Raw genomic sequence first — 26,841 nt, forward strand, 5'->3', positions numbered from 1 at the left:
ATTTAGTTCAGCATGAAACATGTGTTTTCAAAACAACCTTGCTGATATTTAGCATAACCCAACAACCGCAACTACAATAAAATCAGGCAGTAAAGTTCACGTCATAGTCAACAAAACAATTAAACCGATATAAAAAGAGGAACAAGGATGTTTCAATCATCATTTAACAGCACACTCTACTCTGGCTTAGTGCTACTACTATCAACCTGGTCTTACGCTCTTCCGGCCAGCAATCATGCCCTTCTGAAAGAGCAACCTAAACTACAATTGGCAACTAAATATCATCAAAATATCGTTATTACAGATTACTTAGTCAGCGAAAAATTAGATGGTGTTCGAGGATACTGGACAGGAAAAGACCTATTAACCCGTAACGGCAATGTTCTGTCCCCACCACAATGGTTTATTGCTAACTGGCCTACAATAGCAATGGATGGTGAATTATGGAGTCAGCGTGGACAATTTGATACCATCAGTGGATGTGTTCGACGTAAGCACACTAACGGCGAGTGTTGGAAAGACTTAAAATTAATGGTTTTCGATCTGCCTCACCAACCCGGTAGCTTCAGTAACCGCGCTAAAACCATGAATAAATTACTGAACAAAACACATTCACCTTATTTGGCTATGGTCTCACAATTCAAGGTCACAGATAATATCCAATTATATATGCTTTTAGATAAAGTCGTTGCTCAAAGCGGCGAAGGATTGATGCTGCACCTCGCTACAGCAAACTATCAAATTGGTCGCAGTAAAAACTTATTAAAACTCAAAAAGCATCAAGATGCCGAGGCGAAAGTTATTGCACACCTTGCTGGCAAAGGAAAATATACCGGCATGCTAGGGGCGATTAGAGTTGAAACACCTGAAGGCATTATTTTTAAAATAGGAAGTGGGTTTTCTGATCAACAACGCCAACATCCCCCTGAAATTGGTAGTATCATCACCTACAAATATATTGGTAAAACCCAGCAAGGTGTGCCAAGATTTGCCAGCTTTCTTCGAATTAAAAACCAACATTAGTCGCACATTTTAAGGCATAAAATTTTATGGAATTGCATTTATGGTTATCACTTGTCGTTATTTGTATTCTTGGCGCGCTATCACCTGGGCCTAGCCTAGCTTTAGTTATTAAAAACACCTTAAGTGGTGGCTCAAAGCAAGGTTATGCTACAGCAATTAGCCATGGGTTAGGCGTAGCACTTTATGCTGCAATCACCGCTACAGGTATTGGCTTATTGATTGTGCAATCACCATTACTATTCTCAGTAATTAAATACGCTGGTGCGGCATTTCTTTTATATTTAGGTATAAAGTCCCTAATGAGCAAGCAACAGAACATGCAACTTTCTCAACAAGAAACAACACGAGACCCATCAATAAATGGTTGGCGAGATGGTTTCTTAATTGCTTTTCTCAACCCTAAACTTGCTATTTTCTTTCTAGCACTATTTAGTCAATTTGTTGAGCCTAATGCTGGATGGCAACAAAAGGGCATTATGACAGCCACTGTAGGTATTATTGATATGCTCTGGTACGTCATTATTGCATTTACCATCTCTCGTGGGCCTATTTTAGATAAGTTAAAAGCAAATAGTCATATTGTTGATAAAGTCACCGGAAGTTTTTTGATTCTATTAGCTGCACGAGTTGTATGGAGTTAAAAAATTCACATGAATGAGCCAGAGTAATAAACAAGTAGATCTACATATATCATTTATTTATTACTCAGTTATCAAGCAAACTACCGTCAAACAGCAATAGCCTAAGCATTAACTTCAGGTTGATAAATGAAATAAAGGCACTTTAAGCCCTTTCCTTGATGCGCTTCTTTGAATACTTCAGGTGTATCAATTTGGTATTGGTAAACACAGTCTGGGCACTCTTTTGCCACTTCAGCAAGAAGGAACTCTTCATTTAAGTCTGGGGAGTTTAAGCATAATAAAACATCGGCGTTTGCCGACATCAGCTCAGGTAAGCGACGGATAATTTTTTTATAGTCTCTTTCAATATCAACGCTACCTTTTTGAAATGACGGCGGATCGGAAATCAATAACTGATAAGGTCCGTGCTTTTTCAAACGGCCATAAGACTTAAAAATATCAACACCTTCAAATATCACTTTCGTTAGGTCTTGATTATTTAAACGATGATTTTCACGCCCTTTCGCTAACGAGCTTTTGCTCATATCAATATTAACGACTTTACTTGCATTACCAGCCAATGCAGCAACTGAAAAGGCACAAGTATATGAAAACAAGTTTAATACCCGTTTATTTTCACTACGGTTTTTAACCCACTCTCGGCCATTGCGCATATCTAAAAATAAGCCTGAATTTTGTGCTTTACCTAAACTGATATGATATTTTAAACCGTGCTCTAGAGCAGATAAGTGGGTAACTTCTTTCCCCCAAAGCAACTCGCAGGGCGCGAATTTTCGACAGCGATATTGCACCTGAATTGATTGACACTTGTCTGTCAGCTTCTGAAGCTTAGCTACTAACTCTACTAACCAAGTTGCTTCGACCTCTTGATATAAGCTAATTAAAATAACAGGCTCTAACCAATCAATATTGACATGAGACAAATTAGCATAAGCATGTCCACGACCATGAAATAGTCGTTGGCTTTCTTGGAAATCATTTGCTTGGATAAATTCGATCATTACACTAAACCAGTTCAGCTTAAAAAATAAGGCCGGATAATAACAAATTATCCGGCCTTATGGGTTATCTAATAGCTTTAATTCACAGCAAATTATATCTCTTTGTCACTAACTAAAAACCGAAGATATTATAAGCAAAAAACTTTTGTGCAATTGTATTAATGAAAATACCAAGCACGATCACCGGAATAAAAGTACCTAATGAAAAGTTAATATACTTTTCAACCCAAGAGCCTTTGTAATTTGCATTCCCTAAAGCAAGCTCTTCAGATAACTGCAGTTTTTTCCAGCGATAGCTAACAAATACACATAATAAGAAGCCATTTAACGGTAAGATCGTGTCATAAAAAATATCATAAACCACATCAAAAAATGAACGTACACCGCCCGCATAAGAGGTGAACTCAGTAAAGAAAGACACCATGCCAAAAGATAATGTCGCAAACACAGTTAACAGCCCTGCAGTCATCAGTAGTATCGACAAGGCTTTTTTACGGCTATGTTGCTTCTCTGTAACTAGATAAGAAACCGGCACTTCTAAAATTGACACTAATGAGGTAATCGCGGCAAAGAAAACCAAAATAAAGAAAAAAGCAGCTACAGCGCTAGCACCAATATAACCAATAGAGGTTTGAAGGGCTAAAAATATTTTCGGCAAAAAAGTAAAAATTAACGATACTGAGCTGTCACTCAACTCTGCAGGGTTCACATTAGGATTAAATGAAAATACCGCGGGTAAAATCATCAAACCAGCGGTAAATGCTACAGCCGTATCGGTTAACGCAACCAATTTTGCCGAACCAACAATATCAGTTTTACGATTAATGTAAGAGCCGTAAGTAATCAAAATACCCATGCCTAATGACAAAGAGAAAAACGCTTGTGATAAAGCACCATTAATCACTGCTGGAGTTAGTTTCGACACATCAGGAATTAGAAAAAACTTAACCCCTGCCATGGCATTATCTAGTGTTAAAACATAAACCACCATCATCAGGAGCATGATAAATAACGTCGGCATTAATATTTTTGATGCCCGTTCAATACCATCTTTAACACCAGCAACTAGAATAAAGTTAATAATTGCAGCAACGACCACCATGCCAGCAAATAAATATGGGCTATTAACAAACTCACCAAAGCCATTACTACTTGCTAGATAATCTAGGTTACCGGTCAATGTTAAAACAATATAACCAAAAATCCATACCGTTAATACCATATAGAATACAGCAATCATAAAAGGCGTTAACACGCCTAAGAACCCGGCCGCTCCCCAAGCTTTACTGCCTCCACTTAGCGCTTTATAAGCACCAACAGGTTCTTTCTCTGTTTTCCGTCCAACCGCCATTTCGGCAATCATTACCGGTAAACAAATTAAAAAAACAAAAAGAGCATACATTAATAAAAATGCGCCACCACCATTTTTGGCTGCATTCACAGGGAAACCAACCAAATTGCCTATACCCACTGCCGAACCCGCTGCAGCTAAAATGAACCCTATACGGGAACTAAAATGCTCTCTTTCTGTACTCATAAACATCCTTCGAAATAATTTTGTAGGGCTAATAATTATAATTGTGACTACACAGTGCCCATTTTTATTGAGATAATTTCATTTATTCAACCCACCGATGCTAGCAGGCTTCTATAATAATGTCTTGTTTTGTCAGTTAGCAACAACGAACAAAGTGTATAATATTGCTTGCACTTTCTAAGCGCCTCTAACCATAAAACTTAGCATTCATAATATTGAGAATATTATCTGTTTCTATTGTGGCGAAATTTGCAGCAGCTTCTAGATCACCTGATGTAAAATTTAACGACTGACATAAAGCAGTATCAACATTATCGTCATAGTCAAATATTTCAGGGTGGCATTCAACTAATGCTAATCGTGATGCGAGATACATTACTTTCACATCTTTATTAATGTCGATATTTTGAGCGTTGTTGTAATGGCGAATGGGCAAAATAATTTTTTCTGGGATCTGCCAAATTTTCAGTAATTCAGCTGAAACCTCAGTATACGTAAAGCCGAGGACCTTTTGCTGTAGCTGCCAAGGTAAAATCTCGGCACTGTAGGCCTCACACTGCTTTGCTAACTCTGGAGAAACTTTAGCAACAATTAATTCCCCAAAATTTTGTAATAAGCCAGCAACAAATAATCGTTCAATATCACGAATACCAGCAGTAATAGCTAAGTTTTTTGTTGCCAAGCCACAAAAAACACTCATATGCCAAAATCTTTTCAGATCTATCGACTGAGTTGAAAAATGTTTAAACGCTGTGGCGGCAACATCAACTAACATCATATTGTATATAGCTTGCGTGCCTATAATGGTAATAGCACGTGAGATGGTACTTATTTCACCAGGAAAGCTATAAATAGCACTGTTGGCTATTTGTAATAAACGCGAAGTCATCGATGGATCGACGCTGATAACATTGGCGAAATCTTCAATCGTCGAATCATCCTCCTCCATTAAGGCTTTAACCTTAAAACAGGCATCAGGTAACGCGAAAGATCCATTAGCCTGCAGGGCATATTCAAGAGCATTCATCAATTAATACTATCCTTATATAAAATCTACGTTTTTTACTTTAATCAGCGATGATTATTGTGTAAAAGTAACACCAAAAAAATCACCATCATGCCATTTAGGGCGCTCAACTTGGTTTGCTATCTCTACACCTATCATCATATTAACCAATGCGAAACTCGCTGCAGCCTGATAATTTATCGGTAAAGTTATTTCATCACTGTGTTGATGATAATGATTTTTTAAGAAGTCACCAAAGACGGCACCACCATCAATATTTTCATCGGTTGATTTAAAGCCTGTCATTAAAAAGACTGATGGAATACCCGCCTTAACAAAGCTGTAGTGATCGCTGCGAGTAAAAAGTGCTTGCTCCGGCATGGGGTCTTCACTAAGTTCGATATCAATTTTATTTGCTGCTGTCTCAACAATTTCCCCCATGGTTGAATGCGTTGAACCAAACGCTATAACATCGGCAAAAGGATAGAGAATTAACGGCATATCTAAGTTTACGTTTGCCACTAATTGCATTACAGGTATGGTAGGATTATTAGCAAAGTAACTAGAGCCTAATAAACCTTTTTCCTCACCTGTCACTACAACAAACAGCACAGAACGTTTTGGCTTTATTGGCATTTCTGCTAATAAACGAGCCGTTTCGAGTAAAATAGCAACACCAGAAGCATTATCCAGTGCACCATTATTAATGGTGTCTTCATCATCGGTATGTGAACTTATACCTATGTGATCAAGGTGAGCGCTAAAAACAACATATTCGTTTTTCAGTTGTGGATCACTACCTTCGACCGCGGCAATAATATTTGGACTTGAGATTTCTTCATAGCGTGAGCGATTTTTCAAGCTAACTTTATACGGTAAGTCAAAGCCCTTAATGGCATTATTGTTAGTATCTGCGGTAAAAATATCTTCTAGAGTGCGAGCGGCTCCAGTAAATAAAGCTTTTGCAGCATCTCGATTGAGATAGGCACCTGCTAAGATTTCTGGCTGTGTACCAAACGGGAGATTATCTTTTGTTAGCCAACTCAAACGTGGTGCATTGGCATATTGTGCTGACTTTTCGAAACTACGTACTTTCTCCCGCTTAGGTGTGTGCACTGTGATAAACCCTATCGCGCCATGCGCGGCAGCATGACGGCTCTTTTCTGCACTCGCGCCAATATGCGCACCTTCTTCGGACGGTAAATCATCTGGTCTACCGGTTAACGCCACAACAATTTTGCCTTTAACATCAATATTTTCATAATCGTTGTAACCAAATTCTGGCGATACAACCCCGTAACCAACAAAAACAGTTGATGCCGTAATAGCGGTATTATTTTGTAAATTAGAACCAGAAGTTAAAAACTCCGTAGCATAATCAAGTTCGAGATCCCCCTTTAAGCCATGAATAATAGTGCTAGCAGAGCCATTAATAAGGAAGCTTTTACGAAAGCGAACCGTTTGCTCAAAGCCACGTTTCTCGCCCGCAATACTTGTACCTTTAGGCGTTAAGCCCAATTGTTTAAAATAAGACTTCACATAGTTAGCCGCTATTTGATAACCATTACTGCCTGTATCTCGACCTTGTAAAGTGTCATCAGCAAGAAATTCAATATGAGCTTTTATATTAGCGGCGTTAACTTCATTTACCGCCGTTTCATTAACAACTTCGGCACTGGGTGCTGGAGATTTATTACAAGCCAATAACGCTATCGCTAATAGGCCAACTAAAGCCAGTGGCTTACTTTTTTTCAATGGGAACATATACTTCATATTTTCTCGTTAATTTATAGCCATATTTCTTAGGTGACTCAACAATCTGCATAGCAGAAGCTATTGAGTATTTTTCTTACTTTATGATTAAGTACTAACTATTGATATTATTCGTTGCCGTGCTTAGCAGATTCAAAATTTTCAAACACTATATCGACTGTTTTATAAAAAAACTAGCATGGGGCTGAAAATGCCAATATAGCGAGCCATAGATAATGTTGCTATAACTTTGCGTACGATAAATTTAATCAAAAATGGGGACACCTGAGTGTCGTTTGACATGCTCAGTAACAATATAGGTATGCGTTTGTGATACGCCCGGTAATTCAACAATAGTTCCTAGTAAAGCCCGATATGCTGCCATATCTTCAAAACATATCTTAACTAAATAATCAAAGCCTCCTGCAACCATATGGCATTCTGCAACTTGTTTAATGCCAATAACTTCAGCACGAAACTTATTAAAGATATCCGCGGTAGTGCGATCAAGCGTTACTTGAATAAATGCCGTCATTCCATACTTTAATTTACTGGCATTTAAGAAGGCACCATAAGATTCAATATACCCTTCATGCTCAAGACGTTTTACCCTTTCTAAACAAGGGCTAGCACTTAAATTAACTCGCTGTGCTAAGGTACTATTTGAAATTCGACCATTTTTTTGTAAAACATCTAAAATAGTTAAATCGATACGATCTAAAACCTTGGGTTTGCTACTTGTCATCTGTCAATCAGCTTTATGGTTAATGGTTTTATTAGCCGAATAAATTACCGTAAAAAAACGGCAAACGCCAACATATTCGATAGACTGCTTCCGCTAGAGCCTAAGGAGCGTAGTTAGTGCTTAAAAGTAAGGAACTTTTGATCTGACCGTTAGTTGATATGGTGTTATTTAAAGAAGTGCCTAAAGAGTATGATTAAGGCTGATAACAAAGTAATGATCCGCCCCTGTGCACTTTACGAGTTCGATACATGTAAAAAAACATCATAATGTGGTGAGGAAAAACACACGGTTTGAAGCTTAAAATAATGCCAATATAAGTTCGATAAGAAATTAAAATTTTAATTAGCCACTAAGGCATAGGTCAATATTACAATTACCTAACGACTACTTTGTAATGTCAGCTTTGCCTATATAAACCTCCGATATTAGGGGAAATAGTACTAACATTTACTCAATAAGAAACTTTCAATTTCATCCCCAAGTAAAGGCTTATAATAGTAAAAACCTTGCCCATAAACACACCCCATTTTCTTTAAGAGCTTAGCATCGGCTTCATTCTCAATACCTTCACCGACCGTCGCCATATTCAAGTTAGCCGCTAAATCAATAATCGTCTTAATGATCGCTTGATGGTTGCCACGCTCATGAACATTTTCGATAAAAGAACGATCAATTTTTAACACATCCATTGGAAAGCGATGCAAATAGCTTAAACTTGAATAACCCGTGCCAAAATCATCAAGGAGTATTTTTACTCCCATTTTTTTCAAGGCATACATATTTTTCAAGACAATATCATTATTTTCCAACAACGCACGCTCAGTAAGTTCAATGCGAACTTGGTGAGGTTTTACGCCCGTTTTATCAATAATAGCTTGAACATCTTGCGGTAAACTTGAACTGAAGAAGTGATTACAGTAGAAATTACAACTTACATAAAGGTGCTCTAAACCTAAACGCTGTTGCCAAAGTTTAAGTTGTCGACAGGATTTTTCTAGAATTTGCAGATCAATCTCCATCACTAAATTAGTTTCTTCCGCTAATGGAATAAAATCATTAGGGAAAACAAAGCCACGCTTTTCGCTCGGCCACCTTGCCAAGGCTTCAAAACCTATAATTTTACCATCTGTCATTTGTACTATAGGTTGAAAGTAAGGAGTAAACTCTTGATTAGAAATAGCTTCTCGAATATCCATTTCTAACGATAAAGCATTTTGTACTTTTTTATGCATACTCGAATCAAAAACTTCGTAGCGCCCTTTACCTTTATCTTTCGCATGGTACATGGCGATGTCGGCATCTCGTAGCATATTATCAGCACTACCATAGCGCTCATTATTGAATAAGACACCAATACTTGTACCGATAAATACCGACTGGTTTTCAATAATAAATGGCGCAGACAATAGCTCAGTTATTCTGTTGGCAATTTCGTATGCCACATCATCAGATTCAAGCTCTTCAACCAAGATGACAAACTCATCACCGCCTAAACGTGCAACGGTATCAGTATCTCGTACGACATCAATCAATGCCTTAGCTATTTTTTTCAACAACTTATCGCCAGCATGATGCCCTAAACTATCATTGACAACTTTAAAGCGGTCTAAATCAAGAAACAAAACAGCAAATTTAAATGCCGGTCGACGCTTATTGCAAGCAATCGCATGATTTAATAAATTAAGGAAAACGGCCCTGTTAGGTAAACCCGTTAAAATATCATGCGAAGCAGCATGTTTAAGCTTCTCTTCAGCGATCTTACGTTGTTTTATTTCATCTTCTAAAGCGACAGTTCGTAACTTTACTTGTTGTTCGAGTAGCTCATGGGACTTTCGTTTGTAGTCAGCAATTTCTCGACGTTGCATCGCTGATGCAACGTGGCGAGAAACAAAGCGTAATAACTCTGCGTCTTGCTCTGTAAAGCGTGTTGATTGATGATAACTTTGTAACACCATTGCACCAATAACCTCACCCGAGTCAATTAAAGGCACACCTAACCATGATACAACTTCAGCGCCTGGCTTAATTGTTTTGCCTTGTCGATATAACTCTTGCATTGCTTTTTGATCAAGTAATACTGTTTCGCCACTTCTAAGTACAAGTTCTGTAAATCGATTTGACAGCTTTCTGGTGTTGAACTGCTTATCGGCATTCTTAAACTGTTGATCAAGGTAATAGGCAAAAAATAGCTCATCACTAATGGCATTATATTTAGCAATATAAAAGTTCTCGGCGTTGATTAACTGACCGACGATGTTGTGCACCATGCCATAAAATTTATCAATATCAAGATCAGGATCATTAGTTAATTCAGAAATACGGTACAACGACTCTTGCAGTAATTCAGCCTTTTCTCGGTCACGAATTTGCTGCATTAGCTCTCTTGTGCGCGCGTCAACAGCAGCCTTTAAGCGTTCTCGATCTTGTAAGCGCGTCAGTGCGGTAACAATATGTTGTGCCGTAAATTCAAGTAAATCGCGCTCGGATTCTTGATAACGAGTATCTGCTGAATAACTTTGTACCGCCATCACGCCGATCACAAAGCCATCATGTATCAATGGCACACCAAGCCAATCTACACCTGCAGTACCAATGGCTTTGATTTTCCCTTCTTGTTCTAACCGTGCAATAACTTCAGGCGTCGCTAATAAGGTTTTACCGGTTTCAATAACATAATTTGTCATTGAACCACTAAATTCACTTAGCGAATAAATACGCTTTTCCATTTCATCGTTTTCATCAACGTGATAGCTAAACTCTAAGGTAGATAATGTTTGATCATAGAGCACGATATAAAAGTTACTAGCACTCATCACTGAGGCAATTGAGCGGTGTACTTGTTCAAAAAAAGTATTTAGATTAGCGCAATCTATTGAAAGTTGATTAAGCTTAAATAAAGCCGTGTAGCGATCTTGCAAATTCTGATATTTATTCAGCAAAACAATTGATTCTGTTGCCAGATCGACATTGGTATTAACTAATGGGTCTAATGAATCTGTCAACTTTTCCACCATATTACACACTTATTTAAAAATTTTATCAATCAGATCAGTCATCTAACCTTGAACTTTGTAAGAACAATTAAAATAACAAAAACTGATGATATTTGCAGCTAAAACACCCTTGTTATTTTTTCAGCTTTTGTGCTTCAGCAACGGCGGCCTTATTACCACAAACTGCAGCTTGTTTGTCGTCACGGTAGTAACGAATATCAATACAGTCTTGTTGATACCTGCGTTCTAATTCAGTACGAATTACCGGTTTATTTTTAGCACTAATAATCTGCTTATGTAATGACTGGCACTGTTGTACCTGCTCTGATGCTAAAGTTACATCTTCACAGCTATTATTATTTGAGCTACATGCCGAGAAAACTAATACCCCTGAAAATATTACTACAAAATGCTTTATCATTTAAGTTCTCTCATTTGCGATATTAAAAATCAATGTTGACTGAAATTAACCAGATTAAGAACCTTCTAGCCACCTCATGATAAGTTTATCACCATCAAATTGATTCTGTTAGATGTGAATTGAAAAATGCAATAATTAGCATTTTCTTTGAATTACAACACACTACTAACCTTCTCATGATTAGTGCCGTTGCCAACGTGATTGAATTCGTCCACTTCCCTTTGGTTTGCGTATATAATACTTAAAAATAAAGATTAAGCATTAAGATTATTGTATCAGAGGACAATTATGCAAGTACAAGTGGTTGACTATCAGGCTGACGATGCCGCACAAAAGTTTGTCGAGAGTTTACGTAACACCGGGTTTGGCGTATTAACGAACCACCCTATTCAACAAACGTTAGTAGAAAAAATATATCAAGATTGGTACACATTTTTTACTGAAGGTGAAAAACAAGCGTTTGCCTTTGATCCTGAAAAACAAGACGGTTATTTTGCACCAGAAATTTCTGAAACGGCTAAAGGCCATAGTAAAAAAGATATCAAAGAATACTACCATGTTTATCCTTGGGGACGTATTCCAAAACAATTAGAAGAAGACATTCTTAATTACTACAAAATGGCTTCAGATCTTGCCAGTGAATTACTTGATTGGGTTGAAAAATATAGCCCTGCTGATGTAGCAGCACACTACTCAGAGCCTCTATCAAATATGATCATGGATACCCCTAACACCTTGTTGCGTATTCTGCATTATCCGCCGTTTAATGGCACAGAAGAGCCTGGAGCCATTCGCGCTGCAGCCCACGAAGACATCAATTTATTGACCATTTTACCGGCTGCGAACGAACCTGGTTTACAAGTACAAGCTCAAGACGGTCAATGGTTAGATGTTCCAGGAGATTTTGGTCATTTAATTGTTAACATTGGTGACATGCTGCAAGAGGCCTCACAAGGTTACTTCCCTTCCACTAGCCATAGGGTAATCAATCCGACAGGGGAAAACTCAGGTAAATCACGTATTTCTTTACCACTATTTTTACACCCTCGCAGTGAAGTAGTACTATCTAAAAATCATACTCAAGCAAGCTACTTATTAGAACGTTTAAAAGAGCTTGGTGTTAAATAACTTGATTTAATACCAAGCTGATTTAACAAAAAAGCCATCACACTGTGATGGCTTTTTAATATCTGCCTGGTCTAATTAGACCAGGCTTTCTCCTCTAAGATCTGCTTTGTTAAGCTTCACTTTTAAGGTTATCTAAAATAGCTGAATCATCAGACGCAACTTTTTTCTTACGCCTAAGCATCACTCTCAAGTCTTCAATAATCAAGTAAAGACATGGGATCAGAACCAACGTTACTATCGTGGCAAATAACACGCCAAATGCTAGTGATACCGCCATTGGAATAACAATTTGTGCTTGTGCGCTAACTTCAAAAAAGATAATCGGCACTAAACCTATGAACGTAGTAATCGAAGTCAACAATATTGCTCTAAAGCGTTTTGTTCCTGCATGCATAACAGCATCTTTTAAGCGCTCGCCACGTTTTCTAGCGTTGTTAACATAATCAACCATAACTAAGGAGTCATTTACCACCACCCCTGCAGCAGCTAATATCCCCATCACAGATAAAGCACTTAAATCCATACCAAGAATGAAGTGGCCTAAGACAGCTCCAATAACACCAAAAGGAATAACGACCATAATCATGGTTGCTTGTGCGTAAGATTTCAGTGGTATCGCTAATAATGAGAAAATAATTAACGACGAAATAACAAAATCTCGCATTTGGCTACTCGCGCTTTCCATTTCTTCTTGAATACTACCTGACACTTCACTTTGAACTTGCGGGTATTTGCGTAACAGTTCTGGGATAAAGTTATCACGAATATCGGTCGCTACTTTAAAAGGCTCAACCTGTTCAGCATCAACACTTGCCCAAACATTAATGGTTCGATTACCATTTTCACGACGAATGCGAGTTACACCTTCTTTTAAGGTAATAGTGGCAAGTTCAGATAAAGGCAACTCTGCACCATTGGGCGCTTGAATCATTACATCATCCACATGTCCAACAGAGCTACGTTGTTCAAGTGGATAACGCACCATAACTTTCACTTCTTCACTATCTCGTAAAATACGCTGAGCTTCTAAACCATAAAAGCTATAACTGACTTGTGAGGCAATATCTGCCAAGCTTAGGTTTAAGCTATAAGCTAACGGTTTCAGTTCAAACTGGACCTCTTTAGCACTGGTTTGACGACTGTCATTAACATCACCAATGCCTTTTAAAGAATTAAGTTTTGCTTTTAACTCTTTTGCTGCCGCAAGTAATTGCCCGTCATCTTTACTTTCTAACCTAAAGGCAATATCACCATCATCACGACCACCACCAAACAAGTTATCGCCAATAGTAAATGATTTAACGCCTGGATAGTTAGGAATAGCAGCGCGCCATAAATCAGCAAGTTCAAAAGTATTAATTGGACGTAATTCAGGTATAACAAGCTTTACCATCAATTGACCGCTAGTTCTGCTACGCAAGTCTACTTGCATATCAGAGATCATTGAATTGCCGTACTCTGCTTCAATTTCCTTATCAATGCGATTTATAATCCCTTGAATATTAAGTAACGTTTCTAACGTTGCTTTTTCTGATGCATCCACATTCATTTCAACAGACACTCGAGGAAAGTCATGCGGTATTTTGGGTTGGCCAATAAAGCGCACAAAACCACCACTAAATAAACCGGCGCTAATCAACATCAAGCTAATAAAGAACATAAGAACTGCATAACGGTACTTTATAAATATCGCTAAAGACGGGGCATAAATGTTATTAATAATGCTTTTTAACTTAGTATCAACCCACAAACGTAATCTATCGATTGGGTTTTTAGGATTAAAGTCTTTAATCTTCATTTTTACCAAATGCGCAGGCAAAATCAGTTTAGATTCAATTAAAGAAAATATTAAACATAAAATGACCACAGAGCCGATAGCTTTACCGAAGGCGGAAGATGGCCCTTCTCCAAAAAGGAAAGGTAAAAATACTGCAATTGTGGTTAACACGCCAAACGTTGCTGGCATAGCTACGCGTTTAACGCCACGAATAACATTATCGGTACTATGTCCATGCTCTTCAATTTCTTCGTGAGCACTCTCCCCCATTACAATAGCGTCATCAACAACAATGCCAAGCACAAGAATAAAGGCAAATAAACTGATGACATTAATGGTTACACCGACAAATTCCAAGGGCATCATTAATAGAGTCCCTAAGAAGCAAACCGGCAGACCCATCATCACCCAAAAAGCTAAACGAACACGTAAAAACAACGCTAGCATCAAAAATACTAATACTGCACCACTTTTCATATTATCTATCATCATGTCTAAGCGACCTTCAAGATAGTAAGTCATATCAACCCAGGTTTCTAACTTAACGCCTGGTGGTAATACCGCAGCTTTCTCTTCAACGTAGTTTTTTACTATGCTAGCAATAGCAGTAATACTTTGGTTATCAGCAGCACCAACAAATAGCGTAACTGAGTTTTGACCGTTAAATTTAGAGTACTGTAAGCCTTCTTCAAAGCCATCAACAATAGTCGCAATTTCACCGAGAAGAATACGCGTACCATCCGCTAAGGTGACTACCGGTAATTGCTCGAATTCATGACCACGATAAGCTTGGTTTTCAACGCGTAGATTAATATAACCATTTTCGGCACGTATTTGTCCTGCTGACATATTACGAGAATAACTGCGTACAGCGTTCGCAATATCGGTGAAGCTCAAACCATATTCTCTGAGCTTATCTTTGCTCACTTCAATCGAAATTTCATAATCTAAACCGCTATATAATTCAGATATGTTGATCATCGGCAGTTGCTGAATTTCATTATGAATTTTACGGCCCAACTCTTTTAATTCACCGTTGGTTAAGTCGCCATATAAACTCAGGTACATCACTTCTTGTCGATACTTTTCACGCTCGACTTTTATCCGTTCCATGCCATCAGGAAAACTAGAAATAGAATCTATCGCAGATTTCACTTCTTCAAGCACCACTTGAGGATCATAGTCTAATTCAACCTCAAACCAACCGTTAGAGTAGCCTCGATTTGAATAAGTGATAACACGTTTAAGGCCTTGAACAGTTTCCAGTGCCTCTTCTATTTTAATCGTTATCCCTTCTTCAACCTCTTGCGGCGCAGCACCTGGATACGGCGCAGCGTAAGAAATCCAATTAATTTTAACCTGTGGGAACATTTGTTTATTAATAGTTTGAATGGTAAAAAAACCACCAACCAAAATAAAAATCATCAACAAATTTGCGGCAACACTGTTGCGGGCAAACCAAGCAATTAACCCTGTGTGCGTATTGATACTATTATCTATTTCAGGGCTTTTTTTCGCTGAAGCATTCGTCATTTTTATTCCCCTGAATCGCTATCGTTTAGCGCGACTTGTGAACTGTCTTCCATGCTCTCATCTTGCTGTTCTTCAGCATCCTCTTCAGGTACATCTGTAATTAACGCCAGTTTCATACCATCAATAGGATAGTCGAGCGCAGAAACGATCAACTGATCACCATGTGCTAAGCCATTTGAAACAATCACATTTTGGCCATCTTGACGAACAATATTGATCTCTGAGTAGTGCAATTTAGATTCAGCATCTAAAATAGCCACACGATTATTATCAACCAAGTAGCGAGGAACACGTGTTGCTTGAGCTAATTCAAGCCCTAAAATTTTAGCTTTTACATAAGAGCCAAAACGTATTGGTGTTTCATTGCTATTTGCTAAAGCATAAGGGTCATGAATTTCAGCGACTAAATAGCTCATACGGCTCTTATTGTCGATAACACCTTCACTGCGAGCAATGTTTGCTGGCCAAATGATGTCACGACCAGCAAATGTTCCTATTAAATTGACCTTGGCATTTTTCCCTTGTTCAACAAGAAACTCTAACTGATTATCAGCAACGGGCAATCTTACTTCTGCTACCGCGGTACCTAATAATTTGCCCACCATACTGCCAGTGCCAACAAACGAACCTAGGCCAACATTACGGCTGTCAATCATAGCATCATAAGGTGCTCTTATTTGGGTACGCTCTAAATTACGTTTTGCTCTTAATATTGACGCTTGCGCTGCTTTTACTCGTGCAATTTCTTGTGCTAATTGTGGTTTACGTAAACTCAACTCTGTTGGTGAAGTATCTGTAATACGTTTCCATTCTCGCTCTGCAACTTGCCCTTGTGCACGTTCAGTTTCTAAGGAAGCACGGGCTGAAGCCATTGTCGCTTCAGCGTCAATAAGGGCAGCTTCATAATCATTAGGGTCAATACGTGCTAGCAGCTGCCCTTTCTTAATAAAGCCACCTCGAACAAAGGTATCTGATAGCTCAACTATTTGGCCACTCACTTGTGCCACTAACTCAGTTTCATATTTAGGTTCAACCACCCCGTATGAATCTACCTGTAAGGTTAATGGTGCTAACGATATCGGCTCAACAGCAACGATAGGAGTATTATCAACTTCTTCTTTCTCTTCAGGCGGTTTTTTCATGCTTGAAAATAGAACAAAAGTTAAAATACCTGCGATTAAGATAACAAAAGGTATGAATATTTGTTTTTTCCGTGTCACTGTGACGTCCTCATAAAATCTATATTTTTGTAATTATTAGTTTAATTGCAACTAGGATACCTAAATCTATGGCTACAAAAACTAACAAAGTTGTAAATGCTTGTTACAAAATTCGCGCCGTTTTGAAAGCCGCTTAAAAACTAATAAATAAAGCAATAAATAACAACAAGTTAGGCAAGAATGACTTAAGAAGTAGTATAAATTATATGCTGAACTTAATGTGACATTTATAACGAGTTGGTTTTTTTCACTAAATAGTTAAATTTTTATAAAACTACTTAGCCGATATCGCCAACACTGAAATAATTATTAAAACTATCACAAGCCAATGCTTGGTAAATATCACCTGGCCTAACACTTTTTATTATCTACAACCTAGAAAAGACAACAATTAACCAAAGCGATAACCTTAATAGGGTATTGATACGGTCATTCCCAATAAAAGATCAGTGAACAAACTCAGGTTGAACAACTCAGCACTAGGTTAAGCAAATGTGCTCAGTTTAGAGCTCACGCTAATTAAACACCTAACCGTAGTTACAATTTGTTATAAAATAAGCCCGCTAAGTACTTGTGCCTAGAAGTGAATACTTTAGTATTAAACCTATCAATTGAGGGTAAATTTATGTTGTCAAAAATTAATCAGTTTTTTCAATCACTCGGTGCAGAAGGTCAACAACAGACAAATGAAATAAGTTTAGAGATAGCCTGCAGCGTTTTATTGTGTGAAGTCATGCTTGCTGACGGGCAACTAGATAATGCTGAACAGCAAAAGTTGAGCGATATTATTTCTAAGCAATTTCAGCTTTCTAATGAAGAAGTGCAAGACATCATCAAACGCTCTTTAGCATTATGTGAGAATGCCACTGACTTTTACCAATTTACATCAAAAATCAATGAAAGTTACAGCACCGAGCAACGAATAACTATGCTTGAGTTGCTATGGAAGGTCGCATACGCTGATGGTGAGCTTGATAGTATTGAAGAGCATATCATTCGCAAAATATCAGATTTATTACATTTACGACACAGTGAGTACATTCAAACCAAACTCAACTGCCAAACAAAAAACCACCCTAGCAGATAAAATGATAGTTAACTTAGCGCCGAATCGGTTATTATAGGCACAAGTTAACTGACCGCAAGAATCCACATGGCAAGTATTGGCAAATATAACACCCTTCCTGTAGTAGCAATTACTGATAATGGCGCCTATTTAGATGCAAATGAGTTAGGAGAAATTCTGTTACCTAATCGTTTTGTACCAGAAAACTGCCAACCTGGTAGTGAAGTTAAGGTTTTTATTTATGCTGATACCGCTGATCGTATCGTAGCAACCACTGAAAAGCCCTTAGCGGAAGTAGATCAGTTTGCCTCACTAAAAGTTAGCCAAGTAAATAAAATGGGCGCCTTTCTTGATTGGGGCTTACCAAAAAATTTACTGGTTCCATATAACCAACAGCACAGTGAAATGGAAGTTGGTAAGTATTATTTGGTTAGAGTATTTCTCGATTTAAAAACCGATCGCCTAGTTGCTTCAAGTAAACTGGATAAATTTATCGATATTTGGCCGGCAGAATATCAAAAGTGGGATAAAGTAAAGTTAACTATCGCGACCAAAACAGACTTAGGTTTTAAAGCCATTATCAATGATCTACATTGGGGCTTACTTTACGATAACGAAATATTTAAACCATTACGTACCGGCAAAAAAATAACAGGTTATATTAAACAGGTGCGTGAAGATGGTCGCATTGATTTATCATTGACCCGCCCAGGCGAAGGTAAAGTTAAAGATTTTAGTGATAAATTATTGGCTCATATTGCTGAAAATAACGGCTTTAGCCCATTACATGATAAAAGTGATCCTGAATTGATCAAACGCATTTTAGGCGTCAGTAAAAAAACCTTTAAAGCAACAGTGGGTAACTTAATGAAAAATGGCAAAATCACCATTGAATCTAACGGTATCCGCTTAAAGTAATTACCTGCCTACAAAGTAATACACTCATCAGCTTAAGCTGTTGTCACGAGTTAAAAAAAGCCCAAACGGGCTTTTTTTATGCGGTTGGTAACCACTTCAAATTGACCAACTCAGACACACGCAATGCATGATGGTAAGCAACCATGATGATGGTACAGTCACGATGACCATGACGACTAATGGACTTGGCAGCTTTGCTGATGCGGTCAATCTCTGATGATGTTAGATATTCACGTTCACGAACGTCTTTATATTTGCGGGTATTGGTAACTTTCGAGTTTTCGGTGTTTGGGGTGGGTGTTCTGTCCCCGCCAACGGGTTATTCATAATATAAGAATAAGGATTAATCGACTGACTGTTACCTGGCTCTTGTATAAACAGATCAACACTCAAGAAACGACCAAGGTTATAATCATACACCCGCCCGTTCATATGGGGAAAACGCAGGCATCGTAGGTAGTTTGATGGCTACGATAAAGAAGAGGGGAATTTTTTAAAGAGCAAAAACAACGAGAGTAGAATTATCTTAACAATATAAGAATGCTTTTACTATTAGATAGTTAGAAACGTGACCTGAACTTTTCAGCCATTGTAGCAAGCTTAAACATAACCTCTCGGTTATTCGCTAAGTCATGTGCGTTTGGCTTTAAAATTGCCATCAATAAATAACAATCAGAATTCATGGCACCTTGGCAATACACTAAATGTACATCGCTGGTGCGGTGAAATTGAATATTGCGCAGTGGTAAAGGCTCGTCTTCACTACCTAAATGAAGGTGCTGTAATTCTTCAGCTAGTACTGAAGGTAGTGAATTAGGGTGGTCATATGGAACATCTCGTCCAAAATATTCAGGAGGAATATCTGTCATTTTGTATTGTTTAAAGTCATCGACTAACTGCGTTAACTCTTCGTCAGTTAATGACTTAATCATAACAGTACTTTTAAAAACTCGGATCATTCTGAGAATTCACCTAATTCAACGTCAGTACTTGATAACAATAATGCCTGACTTTTCTCCGCTATTGCGGTAAGTCTTTCTTTATTTGGCCTAAAGCGAGAAACACGCGATTGACTTTCAAGTAAATGAACCATCTGCTCGTAAAGTTCAGCACTTACCATATAGCCCGCTGTTTTATTATTAGAAAGCACGGCGACAGGCTCATCAAGAAAATACTCACACGGTTTCTTTCTTAATTCGCTCACGGAAACGGTCTTTTCCGCCAAAATTGATTGTAAAGCCATAATAGCACCCATATAAAAATCGTACTTAATTAAGTACAGTATAGCGTACTTTTTAAATCAAAGTATATTTTATCTGTATTCATACACTGCCTTTATACTACCTCTGTTTAAATAAATAATATTGGCCGTCGAATTCAACCAGCACTCGATTAAGAGGGTGTTTATCTGACTGTAGTTGCCGAATAATTGAACTTGCCATGAGGTCAAGCGCAGAATAACTTATGGTTAATTAGTGGAGCAATAAAAACGGCAAGGCAAACCTCTGTTTTTATTGCCGTTATGTACTAAAAACTTTCTCCGGACGGTGTTTTCACCTCAACTCATCGTCTATTTTTTAAGTTCATATAAAGAATTCAGCAGCGTTATTGCGTACCGCCAACGGTCATTTCATCAATTTTCAAAGTGGGTTGACCAACACCAACAGGTACACTCTGTCCGTCTTTACCACAAACACCAACACCTGCATCAAGTTTCAGATCATTACCCACCATACTAACTTTTTGCATTGCTTCAGGGCCACTACCAATTAATGTCGCACCTTTGATCGGTGAGGTTATTTCACCATTTTCAATTAAATAAGCTTCTGAACTGGTGAATACAAACTTACCTGAGGTAATATCCACTTGGCCACCAGCAAAATTTGGTGCGTAAATGCCTTTTTTTACTGATTTAATAATATCTTCTGGCTTATGCTCGCCCGCCAGCATATAAGTATTAGTCATACGCGGCATAGGTAAATGTGCATACGATTCACGTCGACCATTGCCGGTTGGTTTAACGCCCATTAAACCGGCATTATGCTTGTCTTGCATATAACCTTTAAGTACACCTTTTTCGATCAGTACGTTGTACTGTCCTGGTGTGCCTTCATCATCAATACTGATAGAGCCTCGACGGTTGGCTATTGTGCCATCATCTACTATGGTACATAACTCAGAGGTGACTTGCTGACCAACTTTACCTGAAAAAGCTGATGAGCCTTTACGATTAAAATCGCCTTCTAAACCATGGCCAACCGCTTCATGTAGTAATACACCAGGCCAACCAGCGCCTAACACAACGGGCAATAAGCCAGCAGGTGAATCAATCGCTACTAAATTAACTAACGCCTGACGAACCGCTTCTTCAGCATAACTAAGATAACGAGGTTTGTTATTCTCTAACTCAAAGAAGTAGCTGTAATCTGTGCGTGCACCGCCGCCAGCACTTGCTCGTTCTCGTTTACCATTTTCTTCAACTAATACCGAACAGTTAAGTCGAACTAATGGCCTAATATCTGTCGCATAAGTACCATCGCTAGCCGCTACTAATACTTTTTCGTAAACGCCTGACAAGCCAACAATAACTTGTTTAACACGCTTATCAACACTTCTCGCATGTGCTTCTACTTCATGCAATAAGGTGATTTTTTGTTCTTGGGCTAAACTCGCTAATGGGTCGTTCGCTTGATAAAGCGCATGGCTTTGCTGCATGCTTTTACCATCAAATACTTGCACACGTGCAGATTTCTCAGCATTAGCTATACCTTTGGCTGCATCGGCGGCCTTTTTTAAGGCCACAGGAGAAATATCATCAGAGTAAGCAAAACCGGTTTTTTCACCTGATATTGCACGAACACCCACACCACGCTCAAGGTTAAAAGAGCCTTCTTTAACAATACCGTCTTCTAACATCCATGATTCATGGCTGCTAGATTGAAAATATAAATCAGCTAAATCTACTTTACGTTGGAACATACTATCCAACGTATCCATTAACATGCTTGGTTCTATTTCACTATTAGCTAAGAGCTCTTGCTCAACATTATTCATACGACATCAACTTATTTTTAAAACGATTATGAGTAGCAACAGGCATAGCTTTACGCACGTTGAGTAATTCTTGTTCTTGGTAGTCAGCACAAATAATACCTTTACCGGTATCGCACTGAGCCAGTATTTCACCCCAAGGGCTTATGATCATACTGTGGCCCCATGTTTCACGGCCATTTAAATGCACACCTTCTTGTCCGGCAGCAATAATATATACTTGATTTTCAATCGCGCGTGCTTGTAATAACGTCTGCCAATGCGCAGCCCCTGTAACCCGGGTGAAGGCACTAGGTACGGTAATAATTTTTGCGCCTTGTTGACACAACTGGCGAAATAACTCGGGAAAACGCAGATCATAACAAATTGATAAGCCAACATTAATACCTGCAACGTCAACTACGCTAACATGCTCACCCGCTTGAGCATAACGAGATTCACAGTAATTTTTTTCACTGTCTTCAACGGTAACATCAAACAAATGAAGTTTATCATAATCACCAAGCTCTATACCTTGTGGCGAAAAAACAAAACAGCTATTAGTAAATTTATCATCTTCATTTGCTAGCACAGGAATACTACCTGCTACAAGAAACACATTAAAGCGCTTAGCAAGCTCAGCCAGTTGTATTTTCAACTGCTGGGTTTCTTGATTTTCACGCGCTAATGCTAGCTGTTGTTGGTCTTTACCACCAAAAAATAAACAACATTCTGGTAATAATACCAATTGCTGTTGTTCATATGCCAAGGTTGCTAACTGCTGTTCAATATCAGCAATATTATCAGCAATATTGGTGCTGGAGGTCATTTGTATTGCACAAAGTTGCATTGTTTTACTTACCATTATTAACCATTAAAGTTATCTATTATCGGTACTGGCTTTATTGGCTCTTCAGGCACAGGATCTATGTTCTCAAGATTCTTATCTGGCGTTGAATCAACAATTTTTGGCGGAGATGAACGGCCAACACTGATGTTTTTATTTTTTCGGCTGACTTGTTTAAATGTCGGTTCATCTAAATTCCCCGTCACTTCAAAATTAATTTCGGCGATTACGGTCGACGTGATCACTTCATCAAGGGCCATGCCAGCTAAAAATGTTACGGGGTTTAATGTCGCAATCCACGCCAATACAGGCAAGCTAGAGGTTAAATTAGGCTTATATGACATGCGATAGTCAAGATCACCATTATTTAAGTTGGTATTGCCGACAATCGTTAAATCTCCAGCGGTGCCTTTCATCAAAACATTATCAGTGTATACCACGCCGTTTTTCATCGTAAAACTGCCCGCTAGTTCACTATAAAACATCCCGTCGCTGAAGATATCTCGAAAATCAAAACTAAGCTTGCGCACTAATGACTGCAAACTGAGTAACGACAAAATACGAACACCTTTATCATCAACATCATCTAAATAGCCATCATCAAGCTTTGCTGAAAGCTCACCGTCAAAAGTAGATAGTGCAAAGTCATGCGGACCGCCTTGCCAAACAACGTCATATTTCATAGCAATACCACTATCTCTAATAATAGAAGCATAACCGATATTCTCTACCTCACGAGAAACACTGTTTGTTGCTAGCGTGCCAATAATACGGGTATTTGAACTATCTTTTGTTTGCTGCCACCGTGCATCAAAGGCCATTTGGGTTTTGCCACGTTTAGCGGTAAATTTATTCAGTAACAACGTATCTACATTTTCACGCTCAAGTGTAAAAGTGACTTCACCGAAGTCATATGCACCATATTTGCAACTCGCACATTTGACTTTTAGCGGAGGCATAGCAGCAAAAATTTGACTATTACTCAGATGATCAATCATCAAAGGTGTAGGCTGTTGAATTTTGCTATCAACAGTAAGTTCGGTATTGTCTGCATCGATTTTTTCCACAGATCGAGTCGCTTCTACGTCATTATCTTCAGTAGTAGAAGTGACTTGTTCACTCGCTATTTTTTTAGCCTGCGCAGTTGTTACTTTTGAGCTCGGATCATTTTCAGTTACCACCTCTTTAACCGACGTATCATCAACATTATGTAAATGCATAAAATCAGCATCAATATCGATACCTTGTTGATGCCAATCAGGATAGAACTTGGCCGAGCCTCTTAATTCTTTGGCATTAACATCAAGTAACCACCAATTAGGCTTAGGTGAAAAATTAAAGTCAACTTGTTGGAAGTTTTCACCATAGACAGATAAATTATCAATTTTTCCATGTATTTTATCCGGTGTGGTTAATAGATTGAGTCCACTAACACTGCCAGTTGAAGATACCGTTGCTGAATTCAAAACAGCTGGCTCTGATTCAAGTGAGGCAAGAATGTCTAATACTAACGGTTGCCATTGCTCATAGTTAGCTTCTGCCAAGTCTGCTGTAATATGAAAGCCTGTGGTCGGTAACCACAGTTGCTGCTTACCCAGCACTAAATGAGCCAGCGAAAAGTGTGTTTGCTGGTGCTCAAGTAAACCATAAAAATCAACATTATCCCCAATATCAGCACTAATCGTGCTATTTAATTCATCACCAAAAGCATGAATATTAACCGCAACTTGTTGTTCAGCCTGTTTTGTAAATGGCGCAGGCAAAGTTAAGGTTAATTGGTTTAAATTCGAGTTGATTTGATAGTCATAAGTAAACTCGTCATCGCTGATATTAAGCGCTAATAAGCCTTGCCAAGCTAAAGGGCCATGAGCATATTTTACTAATTCATCAGGCAGTTGGGCATGCCACTGAGTATCTTGCCATTGACCTAATGTTTCAATATTGACGTTATATAATTCTGACTTTTGTTTCGCTTGTACATTAAGAGTTAATGGCAATCCCCGCCAGTCTAGCTGAACATTGCTAGCAGCAAGCACATCATTAGTATAATTGAGTCGGCCATTAACTTGACTAAAATCCATTCGCGGTGCTTGTAACGCTAAAGTATTATTTTTAAAGTCGACATGCCCTTTGGCAACAACTCCATCAAGATCGTTTAGCGGCAGCGTTAAAGAAAACGCACCGCTAACAGGCCCAGAAATAACGACTTGCTCTAATGTCACTCCAATAGAGTCTTGCATAGGACTAGCGTCCATTAATTGGCTCACCTGCTGTGGCAGTACATCGGTAAAATCAGCATCTACCGTTAATACTTGACCATCAGATAGGCTCGCAATCGCGGCTTCAACTCCACTAACATCAATACCTGATAACTGACCTGCTCGCCCTGTTATTAGCATACTATTATTAGTAAAGTTTAAATTGGCTGAAAAATTATTGATTGCCGGCCATTCCGGATCAAATTTAAATGTACTTTCTGATAACTCGGCATCAACAACAAAAATACCTTCATGATCATCAAATGGAAAGCTTTGCAATGGACCATTAAACAGCACCAAAGCCTGATTAACTTTACCATTAACAATGGCACCATTTAGGTAATCAACCAGTCCTTGCCCCATCAATAAATGGGGATAATAATATTCAGCAAATTTAGCATCGCCATCGCTTACACTGGCTAATAATGACATAGTGATCGGTTGGTCTTTTGTACTTTGCACAGTCACATCAGCGGTTAAATTTAGCTGCGATGAGCTTAAGGCAATATTTTCAACCGAGAGTTGCCAATCATCCGCCAAAAACTGCGCATTAATCTGACTAGATAAATGTGTATAAGGAATAGGGTACTTAAAGTGCTTGTCAAAATTAAGCGCGCCATCAACAGCCGTTAACGATATATTCAGTTGATTATTTGCATAAATCAATTCACCACTGGCATTGTCAATGCCAGGAATACCATGACTAAAACGACTATTAACGTTATTAAATTCTGCAGTTATCGCTAAATCATCAGCGCTAGAACGAAAGTAAATATCCTCTACACGACCAACAGCAGCCATATCAAGTAATAAATTTTCGATAGCAACATCATCCAATAATAACGGCGATATTCCATTAAAACTTGCCAGCTCTAAAGCACTGATATAGCCGTTAACATTATCACCTTCAACATTAACGAGTGCAGATAGCCTATTAGTTTCAGTACCGTTTCTTTTAATCGTTAATGGTGAAGTAGCAACACTAAACTGCAAGTCATCCAAGGTTTTTATTTGAACATCACCACCAATAATCTCAAAATTTTGTGTTTTATCTAAATGCTGCCAGCTAATTTTGTTATTACCGAGTGCTAATTGAATAAATTCGGGCTCGCCAGCGGTGATATTTAACCAGGCATCAAAGTTAATAGAGGAATGTGTATCGGCATCCTTAATGGCTAATACTCGGCCTAGCCAAGGCGTTATGTCGATTTCATTCGCTTCGAGGTAAGCTTGGCCACTGAGGTTACTAAAGCTTTGGCCTGTAAAGTCTAATAATACTTTTAAATTATTAGAGCTTAAGCCGTCAACAATGACAGTACCATTAGCTTGATGGCGATCGTTATCATTAAGCCAAAACATTTCATTAATAGTAAACGCACGCTCACCAGTAATAGAGCGATATAGCACATGACTATCACGAATTGAAAAACGAGAAATTTGCTCTAATAAGATGGTAGAAAGCGAGTCGGTTAAACTCTCGTCTGGTTCTGCAGTATCACTGATGTCTTCCGCAGAATTAATCAGGGCATCTTGCTCAAAAGTAAGCTCTGCCCCTGAAATAACAAAATCTTTCGTTACTAATTGTCTTGAACGCATACTTCGCCAGAAGTCGAGCTCGACTTCTAAGCTATCAATATAAATTCTACTATCACTGCGGGATAAAAGCTCGACTTGTCGAGTGATCAACGTGGGTCCCGACTTTTGCCAGCCCATACTCAATGAGCCTATTGAAATATTACTGTTGTAGGTAGTATTTATGTAATCTTCGACATTTTGGCGATAGTTATGTGCATAAGGCAAAAATAAGCGCAAAGTACTAATCAATACGGCAAACACCACTAACAAAATTGCTAACAGTTTATAAAGGCGCTTAAGCCAGCGATTTAATACCGCGGAAACACTCATTAATTTTTTACCAAGACACTTACATTACTCATAAATATAG

The 26,841-nt window shown here is 38.4% G+C and carries 19 protein-coding genes and 2 pseudogenes; 5 read left to right on the forward strand and 16 right to left on the reverse strand.

Annotated features, from left to right (window positions below):
- Window positions 1-147: 147 nt before the first annotated feature.
- The gene (locus tag B0169_RS01005; protein WP_077283830.1) at window positions 148-1,023 is read left to right on the forward strand and encodes a DNA ligase; all 876 of its coding nucleotides are present in this window, start codon (window positions 148-150) and stop codon (window positions 1,021-1,023) included.
- 26 nt (window positions 1,024-1,049) lie between these two features.
- Window positions 1,050-1,664 carry a LysE family translocator gene (locus B0169_RS01010; RefSeq protein ID WP_077283832.1) on the forward strand — a complete coding sequence of 205 codons (615 nt, stop codon included), beginning with the start codon at window positions 1,050-1,052 and terminating at the stop codon, window positions 1,662-1,664.
- Window positions 1,665-1,765: 101 nt separating this feature from the next.
- Here the strand turns inward: B0169_RS01010 and B0169_RS01015 are convergent, their stop codons facing one another.
- From B0169_RS01015 to B0169_RS01045, 7 genes are all read right to left on the reverse strand, one after another.
- Window positions 1,766-2,665 carry a class I SAM-dependent methyltransferase gene (locus B0169_RS01015; protein WP_077283834.1) on the reverse strand — a complete coding sequence of 300 codons (900 nt, stop codon included), beginning with the start codon at window positions 2,663-2,665 and terminating at the stop codon, window positions 1,766-1,768.
- Window positions 2,666-2,777: 112 nt separating this feature from the next.
- Window positions 2,778-4,202 (reverse strand): sodium-dependent transporter, encoded by a 1,425-nt coding sequence (locus B0169_RS01020; protein WP_077283836.1) that lies wholly within the window; start codon window positions 4,200-4,202, stop codon window positions 2,778-2,780.
- Between the two features lie 187 nt (window positions 4,203-4,389).
- On the reverse strand, window positions 4,390-5,229 hold the full coding sequence (locus B0169_RS01025) for an HDOD domain-containing protein (protein ID WP_077283838.1): 840 nt from the start codon (window positions 5,227-5,229) through the stop codon (window positions 4,390-4,392).
- Window positions 5,230-5,283: 54 nt separating this feature from the next.
- Window positions 5,284-6,981, reverse strand: coding sequence for a M28 family metallopeptidase (locus tag B0169_RS01030; RefSeq protein ID WP_235838427.1), 1,698 nt, complete (start codon window positions 6,979-6,981; stop codon window positions 5,284-5,286).
- Between the two features lie 244 nt (window positions 6,982-7,225).
- Window positions 7,226-7,705 carry a winged helix-turn-helix transcriptional regulator gene (locus B0169_RS01035; protein WP_077283843.1) on the reverse strand — a complete coding sequence of 160 codons (480 nt, stop codon included), beginning with the start codon at window positions 7,703-7,705 and terminating at the stop codon, window positions 7,226-7,228.
- A 440-nt stretch (window positions 7,706-8,145) separates the two neighbouring features.
- Complete coding sequence (locus B0169_RS01040; RefSeq protein WP_235838428.1) at window positions 8,146-10,707, reverse strand: EAL domain-containing protein; 2,562 nt, start codon at window positions 10,705-10,707, stop codon at window positions 8,146-8,148.
- A gap of 124 nt (window positions 10,708-10,831) precedes the next feature.
- Window positions 10,832-11,119 carry a hypothetical protein gene (locus B0169_RS01045; RefSeq protein ID WP_077283845.1) on the reverse strand — a complete coding sequence of 96 codons (288 nt, stop codon included), beginning with the start codon at window positions 11,117-11,119 and terminating at the stop codon, window positions 10,832-10,834.
- A 288-nt stretch (window positions 11,120-11,407) separates the two neighbouring features.
- On the opposite strand from B0169_RS01045, the gene B0169_RS01050 reads away from it, so the two are divergent.
- Complete coding sequence (locus tag B0169_RS01050) at window positions 11,408-12,247, forward strand: isopenicillin N synthase family dioxygenase (RefSeq protein ID WP_077283847.1); 840 nt, start codon at window positions 11,408-11,410, stop codon at window positions 12,245-12,247.
- A 109-nt stretch (window positions 12,248-12,356) separates the two neighbouring features.
- Here the strand turns inward: B0169_RS01050 and B0169_RS01055 are convergent, their stop codons facing one another.
- Both B0169_RS01055 and B0169_RS01060 read right to left on the reverse strand, forming a co-directional pair.
- Window positions 12,357-15,557, reverse strand: a complete 3,201-nt coding sequence (locus B0169_RS01055) for an efflux RND transporter permease subunit (RefSeq protein WP_077283849.1) — start codon at window positions 15,555-15,557, stop codon at window positions 12,357-12,359.
- A gap of 2 nt (window positions 15,558-15,559) precedes the next feature.
- Window positions 15,560-16,777 (reverse strand): efflux RND transporter periplasmic adaptor subunit, encoded by a 1,218-nt coding sequence (locus tag B0169_RS01060; RefSeq protein ID WP_143323427.1) that lies wholly within the window; start codon window positions 16,775-16,777, stop codon window positions 15,560-15,562.
- Window positions 16,778-17,402: 625 nt separating this feature from the next.
- On the opposite strand from B0169_RS01060, the gene B0169_RS01065 reads away from it, so the two are divergent.
- Together B0169_RS01065 and B0169_RS01070 are read left to right on the forward strand one after the other, a co-directional pair.
- Window positions 17,403-17,864 (forward strand): tellurite resistance TerB family protein, encoded by a 462-nt coding sequence (locus B0169_RS01065; RefSeq protein ID WP_077283853.1) that lies wholly within the window; start codon window positions 17,403-17,405, stop codon window positions 17,862-17,864.
- A 66-nt stretch (window positions 17,865-17,930) separates the two neighbouring features.
- Window positions 17,931-18,761 carry a CvfB family protein gene (locus B0169_RS01070; protein WP_077283855.1) on the forward strand — a complete coding sequence of 277 codons (831 nt, stop codon included), beginning with the start codon at window positions 17,931-17,933 and terminating at the stop codon, window positions 18,759-18,761.
- Window positions 18,762-18,837: 76 nt separating this feature from the next.
- On the opposite strand, the pseudogene B0169_RS19705 reads toward B0169_RS01070, so the two are convergent.
- The 7 genes and pseudogenes from B0169_RS19705 to B0169_RS01100 form a co-directional block, all read right to left on the reverse strand.
- Window positions 18,838-18,978 (reverse strand): annotated as a pseudogene (locus B0169_RS19705) (tyrosine-type recombinase/integrase); the annotation flags it as partial.
- 83 nt (window positions 18,979-19,061) lie between these two features.
- Window positions 19,062-19,196 (reverse strand): annotated as a pseudogene (locus tag B0169_RS19710) (RHS repeat-associated core domain-containing protein); the annotation flags it as partial.
- Between the two features lie 125 nt (window positions 19,197-19,321).
- A complete protein-coding gene (locus B0169_RS01080) occupies window positions 19,322-19,693 on the reverse strand; it encodes a type II toxin-antitoxin system YafO family toxin (protein WP_235838429.1) in 372 nt (123 codons plus the stop codon).
- A 23-nt stretch (window positions 19,694-19,716) separates the two neighbouring features.
- Window positions 19,717-20,004: a type I toxin-antitoxin system antitoxin YafN gene (gene yafN, locus B0169_RS01085; RefSeq protein ID WP_077284516.1), complete on the reverse strand. Its 288-nt coding sequence runs from the start codon at window positions 20,002-20,004 to the stop codon at window positions 19,717-19,719.
- Window positions 20,005-20,366: 362 nt separating this feature from the next.
- Entirely contained in the window at window positions 20,367-21,815 is a 1,449-nt protein-coding gene (tldD, locus tag B0169_RS01090; RefSeq protein WP_077283859.1) for a metalloprotease TldD, read from the reverse strand.
- Complete coding sequence (locus tag B0169_RS01095; RefSeq protein WP_328588997.1) at window positions 21,808-22,656, reverse strand: carbon-nitrogen hydrolase family protein; 849 nt, start codon at window positions 22,654-22,656, stop codon at window positions 21,808-21,810. Before B0169_RS01095 ends, tldD begins: the two co-directional genes overlap by 8 nt.
- 2 nt (window positions 22,657-22,658) lie before the next feature.
- Window positions 22,659-26,801, reverse strand: a complete 4,143-nt coding sequence (locus B0169_RS01100) for a YhdP family protein (RefSeq protein WP_077283861.1) — start codon at window positions 26,799-26,801, stop codon at window positions 22,659-22,661.
- Window positions 26,802-26,841: the final 40 nt, after the last annotated feature.

This window comes from Cognaticolwellia aestuarii, from assembly GCF_002000025.1.
In the GTDB taxonomy this organism is placed as follows: Bacteria; Pseudomonadota; Gammaproteobacteria; order Enterobacterales; family Alteromonadaceae; genus Cognaticolwellia; species Cognaticolwellia aestuarii.